Source organism: Corynebacterium sp. c3Ub_189 (assembly GCF_039907195.1).
Classification (GTDB): domain Bacteria; phylum Actinomycetota; class Actinomycetes; order Mycobacteriales; family Mycobacteriaceae; genus Corynebacterium.
Map to the genome: position 1 here is coordinate 1 of NZ_JASBOF010000031.1, position 6,517 is coordinate 6,517.

Here is a 6,517-nt window from a genome sequence, read left to right on the forward strand (position 1 = left end):
GACCACCACGTTCCACTGTGCTGGGGAAGTGGCGAGCTTATCGTTGAGCCACTGCTCCTGCTCCGCGCCCAAGATGCTGGCATCTTCTGCAGATTCTTCGCGGTATTGGCGGGTATCGACCAGGTTGAAACGCATTAGCATGCCCACGTCGAAAGAATCGTAGATGCGGTTATTGGGGCCATCGGGAAGCGCGGGCGGAGCCACCGGAAGATTCTCATAGAAGGCGCGGTAGGCCGCTGCGCGCTGGTAGAGGAAGTGCTCGGCCTTGGTGCCAATCTCGGACCAATTACCGGCGTAGTTATTTTCTACTTCGTGGTCATCCCAAACAATCGCCATCGCGGCGCGTGCGTGAGCGGCCTGCAGGTGCTCATCGGACTTAAAGAGCGAGTAGCGCAGGCGATACTGCTCCAGCGTCTCCACCTTGGCCTTGAAAACGTCGGGCACGCTTGCGCCTTGGCGCCAGAGATTATCGCCTTCCACAATGCCGTATTCGTAAATGTAGTCGCCCACGAAAATCGTCATATCCAGGTCCGGTTCCTGCGCAATGTGCTTCCACGGGGTGAAATAGCCGTGGTACCACGCCTGGCAGGAAGCTACGGTGAAGGTGAAATCATCCACCTTCGCTCCTGGCGCGGGCAGAGTCTTAAACCGACCTACTGGGCTCACCTTGCCATCCACGCGGAAGCGATAAAAATACTCAGTGGCGGGCTCCAGCCCAGTCACCTGCGGGTGCACCGAGTGCGCCAGCTCTCGTTGAGCTAGGGCTTCGCCTTGCTTGACGACGTCCCCAAACCCCTCATCCTTCGCAACTTCCCACCCCACGCGAACATCGCCGCCGGTCATGCCGCCATGGCCATCCTCGGCCAGCGGTTCAGGGGCCAGGCGCGTCCACAAGATCATCGAATCGTGCCGCGGCGTGCCCGCTGCTACGCCTAGGCCAAAAAGCTCCGAATCCTGCGGCAGTTCACCGCCTTGCGAGGATCCCCATGAACTCAGACTCGACTGCGCACCCGCCTTGGCCGGCGCATTAATTCCCGCGGCCACTGCTGCGGCCGAAACACCAGCAATCTGTAGGAAATTACGACGATTAAAAGAAAGACGACTATTTGAATCAGACATACAAAGCTCCGTTAAAAGGTCTATAAGGAACTTTTCCAGCCTAAGTAGTCGCAGTGAATCGCTGGTTAAATCAGCATGAAATCTACGGTTTCCAAGGATCATTCTCGCGACAGTATTCAGCCGAATGCTCTGCCTGACAGTCAAACCACCACTTCTGGTTTTCAGCCCGCATCTGCTCGACCTCAGCAGATCGTGTCATGTACGCAGGGATGCTGGGATCATAATCAGAATCACCGGTCCCGCTGCCCATAGGTGAGGAACACTGAGATGGATCGGAGACGTAATGATCCGTTTGCGGGCACCGATAGGGGTACTTTGCCATCTGCTCGTCGTGAAGGTTTTGGCATTCTTGCGCCCAGCGAATAGTTCCATCGCTGTACCAGCCGTTGGTGGTCCAGCTTCCGCCGCCGTAGACGCACTCGGTCAGAGTAGGCTCCGCTGCGGAATCTGTGGTGTTTGTTGGGGGAGCGTCGGCAAGCGAAGGTTCAGTTTCGGCCGTCGGTTTGGGCTCTGACGACGGAGCTTCCGAGCTGGTACCAGAGGCACTGGAGGTTGAAGTTGAACTTTCAGAAGTGATTGAGGAGTCGGTTGTGGTCGCTTCCTCTGGCTGCGGATCCGGAGAGGAACAAGAGGCCAGAGAAAGCATCACCGCAGTGGCAGCGACGATGTAGGAGAGAGTCTTCATAATCTTTGGATAGTAGACAATGAGAAAATATCCGGTGGCGGTAAGTGGAGCTTTTCTATGCGGCGCCAGGGGAATGGGTCAGGCTCCCCACTATGGAGCGCCGGATTCATCAACTACATTTATAGCCATGACTTCCGCCACCTCCGAGCCCCCAAAGCTCCAGCCCAGCTCCTATGTTCCGTTGATGTTCGCACTGCTGACGGCAGTGTTCGCTTTCCAGCTCAATGCGTCGATGCTCTCGCCTGCCTTGGCGACGATGGAAGATGAGCTGAGTGCCACCACCGCACAGATTGGCCTAACGCAGACGGCCTTCTTTACGGCCGCGGCATTGTTCTCGCTCTTCCTACCGCGCTGGGGCGACCTTATAGGCCGCAGGAAGGTTCTTGTCGGCATGATGGCGGTTGCCGCGCTGGGCTGCGTGGCTTCCGCCGTCGCGCCAAATGTCGCCGTGCTGCTTATCGGCCGCATCATCCAGGGCGTGGCCGGACCGACCGTCCCGCTCTGCCTCATCATGCTGCGCCAGCAGGTGCTCAATGAGAAGCAGTATGCGCTGCTGTTGGGTATTGTGACCTCGGTAAACGGTGGTATTGCGGGCGTGGACGCCCTGGCCGGTGGCTGGCTGGCGGGCAACTTCGGCTACCGCTCGGTCTTTTGGACCATGGCAGTACTGTGCGCCATCGCGGTAGTAGCAGTGCAGGTATTTACCAAGGAATCCACGGCCACCGAAACCCCGCGCATGGACTGGGCGGGTGTGTTGCCCCTGGCCGTGGCGCTGGGTTGCGTTCTCACCGCATTCAACGAGGCCGGCAAACTTGCCGAGGCCAATTGGTTCCTCGTCATCATCCTTCTCCTCATCGGTGCCGCCGGCTTCTGGGCCTTCTGGAATGTGGAGAAGAAGGTCGCTGACCCGCTCGTGCCGGTGGCTTACCTCAAGCAGCGCCGCACGTGGGCGCTGCTTTCTACCACGTTGCTTACCATGACCGGCGTCTTTGCCGTGATGAACGGCCTTATTCCGAACCTCGGCCAGGACACGGATGCCGGTGCCGGCATTTCCGCCAGCACCATTTCCTGGGTCACCCTTACCCCGTACGCCCTCGCTGGCCTAGTTTTCGGCCCGATTGCCGGTTGGATGGCCTCCAAGCTGGGCTATAAATACGTCCTGCAAACCGGACTCATCGGCACCGTCGTTGGCCTGATTATTTCCATCTTCGTGGTGGGCGTTCCGAACGCATGGACCTTGCTCTTCGTTTCCATTTTCTTGGGCGTAACCTACGCCGGCGTTGCCAATATCATGCTCAATGGCCTGGGCATTGTGCTTTCGCCGGCCGATAACCAGGGCTACCTGCCCGGCATGAATGCCGGCGCCTTCAATCTCGGCGCGGGCCTGTCTTTCGCCGTGCTCTTTGCAGTTTCCGGTTCCTTCGAGCACGGCTACCGCGCGGGCATGATCGCCGGCGTCATTATTCTGCTTGCGGCCCTTGCCCTGTCCTTCCTCATTCCTCGCCCCGAGTCCATTGATGACACCGTGGCGGCCGTCAACGCCCGAAAGTAGGCTCGTGGCATGACGCGAAAAATCATTCTGGACTGCGACCCCGGCCACGATGACGCGGTGGCCCTGCTTCTAGCTCTGGGCAATCCCACCATTGACCTGTTGGGCATTACCACCGTTGGCGGCAATCAGACCTTGGATAAGGTCTCCCACAATGCCCTGGTGGTCAAGGAAATCGCCGGCCACCCGGAGGTTCCGGTTTATGCCGGCTGCGATCGCCCACTGGTGCGCCCGGTCGAGGTCGCCGAGGCCATCCACGGCTCCACCGGCATGGACGTCGAGGGCGTCCAGCTTCCGGAGCCAAGCACCGCGCTTGCCGACGCCCACGCTATCGACTTCATCATCGACACCATCATGTCCCATGAGCCCGGCGCCATTACCCTGGTGCCCACCGGCCCGCTTACCAATATCGCGATGGCCGCGCGCAAGGAGCCGCGCATCGTCGAGCGCGTCAAGGAAGTCGTCCTCATGGGCGGCGGCTACCACGGGGGCAATTGGTCCCCGGTTGCCGAATTCAATATCAAGATCGATCCTGAGGCCGCCCACATCGTCTTCGAAGAGCCCTGGCCCGTCACCATGGTGGGCCTCGATCTCACCCACCAGGCGCTTGCCACCCCAGAGGCCGAAGCCGAAATCAAGGCGCTCAATACTCCCGTCTCCGAGTTCGTCGTGGGCCTTTTCGGATTTTTCCGCAAGGCCTACCAGGCCAACCAGGGCTTTGATAACCCACCGGTCCACGACCCGTGCACCATCGCCTACCTCATCGATCCGGACATCGTCCAGACCCGCAAGGCGCCCGTCCACGTCGAGCTCGCTGGCGCACTGACCACCGGCATGACCGTCACTGATTTGCGTGAGCCTGCCGACGCCTCCTGCCACACCCAAGTCGCCACCACCCTCGACCACGCCGGCTTCTGGCGCCTTGTTACGGACGCCCTCAAGAACCTCGCCTAGGCCAACTTCGCTGTGTGTCCGCCGCGCGGGAACCCAACTTTCAGCCACGTTATGGCTCCTGAACCACCAATTTGGGGCCACAACGTGGCTGCTTTGTATCTTGAGAGAAATGTTGACCTCGACACTAGATGCGGCTACTTAACCTGAGTTCGAGGGCTCGGCCTAAACTTGAAAGGAACACAATCAACCCAAGGAGCCACCATGAACCAGCACAGTTTCCGCCACATCGTAGTGATGGGAGTATCCGGCTCGGGAAAGACCACGGTGGGGGAGGCGCTGTCGCCGTTGGTAGGTCTGGATTACCGCGATGGCGATGATATGCATCCGCAGGTAAATATCGACAAGATGGCTGCGGGTACACCGCTCAATGATGCGGACCGAGAGCCGTGGTTGGAGCAGATTGGTCAGCGGCTGGCGGATAGGCCAGAAGGTGCGATGGTGGGCTGCAGTGCGCTGAAGCGCAAGTACCGGGATTTGATTCGCGAGTACTGCCCAGCCGTGGTGTTTGTGCACGTGCACGGCGACTTTGATGTGCTGCATGAGCGGATGCAGCACCGGCCGGGGCACTTTATGCCGGCGTCGCTCCTGCAGTCGCAGTTCGATACCTTGGAGCCGCTGGAAGAAGACGAAACTGGCCGCGTCTTTGATGTGACGCGGCCAGTCGAAGAGATTGCTCAAGAAGCAGCTGCCTGGATAAAGGCAGGCGCCTAAAAGACTGCCGCTACTCCGTAGAGCATCAAGACCAGGGCAAAGCCGATGACGGAAATCAGCATTTGGTTGACCGTCCAGGTCTTCAGGGTGGTGACCGTGTCCATGCCCATTAGGCGGCCGACGAGCCAGAAACCGGAGTCGTTGACGTGAGAACCGAAGACGGAACCGGCGGCGGTGGCAACCACGATGAGCGCGAGCTGTAGCTCGTTGAAGCCGCCGGCTTCCACGGCGGGAACCATGAGGGCAGCGGCCGTGGTTAGTGCCACGGTGGCCGAACCTTGGGCTAGGCGCAGTGCCACGGCAATGAGGTAGCAGGCAAGGATAACGGGGATGCCGAGACCGGAGAGGGAATCGGCCAGGGCGTCGCCAATGCCGGAGGTACGCAGAACGCCACCGAACATGCCGCCGGCACCGGTGATGAGCACGACGGAACAGATCGGGCCAAGCGAGGAATCAATGAGTTTTTCCAGCGCGGTCTTGTCCACGCCGCGGCGCAGGCCCAGGACCACGAGTGCAATGAGCACGGTGATGAGCAGTGCGATCGGGGTCTGGCCGAGCATGACAAAGAACCGTACCCACGCGGCGTCGGCATCGATGGTGCCATAGGACGCCAGCGCATTAAGACCGGTATTGAAGAAGATGAGGACCATCGGGATGAGCAGGAGGCAAATCACCGTTGGGGCAGAGGCCGGCTTAAGCGGCTGTTCTTCCTCAGAAAGCACCGGGCCGGCGATGGCATCAGTAACCTTGAGGGGGAATTTCTTGCCGGAAAGCAGGCCGAAGCGGTAGCCGGAAATATACCAGGTAGGCAGCGCAAGCAGCAGACCAACGAGGAGGACGAGGCCGAGGTCAGCGCCGTAGAACTCGCTCGCCGCCACAGGACCTGGGTGCGGCGGCAGGTACACGTGCATGACAGAAAACGCACCGGCGGCCGGCAGACCAAAGGCAAGGACGGGGCCGTCCAAACGGCGAGCAACGGCGAAGATAACCGGCAGCATCACAATCAGGCCGGCATCGAAGAAGATGGGAAAGCCCATGATCAGTGATGCCAGGCCGAGCGCAAGGGGTGCTTTGGATTCGCCGAAGTGGCGGACCATGGCGTCGGCAAGCGATTTAGCGCCACCGGAGGCTTCCACCAACCGGCCGATCATGGCGCCCAGGCCCACCAGCAACGCCACCGAGCCCAGAGTGGAGCTAAAGCTTTCGGTCATGGTGGGCACAATGCCCTCGAGCGGAATGCCCGCGGCTAGCGCCGTGAGCGCCGAGACCACCAGCAGGGTGAGAAAAGCGTGGAGCTTGAAATAGATGACCAGCACCAAAATCACGGCAATGGCGGCCACCGCAATGCCTAGCAGCGGGCCGGTCGACAGGGTGGGTTCCCACGTATCCATAAAGCGGGCTCCTTTTCTTATGCAAACCTTTGAATAATGGAAACGTTAGCAGTGGTCCTGTGTGCCGCCTAAAGCAATCGGCTAAATGCGACCTACCCAACACGTAGA

Annotated in this window: 6 protein-coding genes; 3 read left to right on the plus strand and 3 right to left on the minus strand. The window is 59.9% G+C overall.

Annotated elements, in window-relative coordinates:
• Both QKD99_RS11130 and QKD99_RS11135 read right to left on the minus strand, forming a co-directional pair.
• On the minus strand, window positions 1–1,119 hold a 1,119-nt coding region (locus QKD99_RS11130; protein WP_347951454.1), incomplete at its 3' end, for an alkaline phosphatase D family protein.
• A gap of 82 nt (window positions 1,120–1,201) precedes the next feature.
• Entirely contained in the window at window positions 1,202–1,804 is a 603-nt protein-coding gene (locus QKD99_RS11135) for a hypothetical protein (protein WP_347951455.1), read from the minus strand.
• A gap of 127 nt (window positions 1,805–1,931) precedes the next feature.
• On the opposite strand from QKD99_RS11135, the gene QKD99_RS11140 reads away from it, so the two are divergent.
• The 3 genes from QKD99_RS11140 to QKD99_RS11150 all read left to right on the plus strand — a co-directional run bounded on the left by QKD99_RS11140 (window position 1,932) and on the right by QKD99_RS11150 (window position 5,018).
• Window positions 1,932–3,356, plus strand: a complete 1,425-nt coding sequence (locus QKD99_RS11140; RefSeq protein WP_347951456.1) for an MFS transporter — start codon at window positions 1,932–1,934, stop codon at window positions 3,354–3,356.
• A gap of 9 nt (window positions 3,357–3,365) precedes the next feature.
• A complete protein-coding gene (locus QKD99_RS11145) occupies window positions 3,366–4,307 on the plus strand; it encodes a nucleoside hydrolase (RefSeq protein WP_347951457.1) in 942 nt (313 codons plus the stop codon).
• 201 nt (window positions 4,308–4,508) lie between these two features.
• A complete protein-coding gene (locus tag QKD99_RS11150; protein ID WP_347951458.1) occupies window positions 4,509–5,018 on the plus strand; it encodes a gluconokinase in 510 nt (169 codons plus the stop codon).
• Here QKD99_RS11150 and QKD99_RS11155 read toward each other — a convergent pair.
• The gene (locus tag QKD99_RS11155) at window positions 5,015–6,409 is read right to left on the minus strand and encodes a GntP family permease (protein ID WP_347951459.1); all 1,395 of its coding nucleotides are present in this window, start codon (window positions 6,407–6,409) and stop codon (window positions 5,015–5,017) included. The two genes, QKD99_RS11150 and QKD99_RS11155, sit on opposite strands and share 4 nt — an antisense overlap.
• Window positions 6,410–6,517 lie beyond the last annotated feature (108 nt).

What these genes read in the sequence shown, in the direction of transcription:
- QKD99_RS11150 (WP_347951458.1), top strand. Translation starts at nt 4,509, where the DNA reads ATGAACCAGCACAGTTTCCGCCACATCGTAGTGATGGGAGTATCCGGC.
- QKD99_RS11155 (WP_347951459.1), bottom strand. Translation starts at nt 6,409, where the DNA reads ATGGATACGTGGGAACCCACCCTGTCGACCGGCCCGCTGCTAGGCATT.
- QKD99_RS11145 (WP_347951457.1), top strand. Translation starts at nt 3,366, where the DNA reads ATGACGCGAAAAATCATTCTGGACTGCGACCCCGGCCACGATGACGCG.
- QKD99_RS11135 (WP_347951455.1), bottom strand. Translation starts at nt 1,804, where the DNA reads ATGAAGACTCTCTCCTACATCGTCGCTGCCACTGCGGTGATGCTTTCT.
- QKD99_RS11140 (WP_347951456.1), top strand. Translation starts at nt 1,932, where the DNA reads ATGACTTCCGCCACCTCCGAGCCCCCAAAGCTCCAGCCCAGCTCCTAT.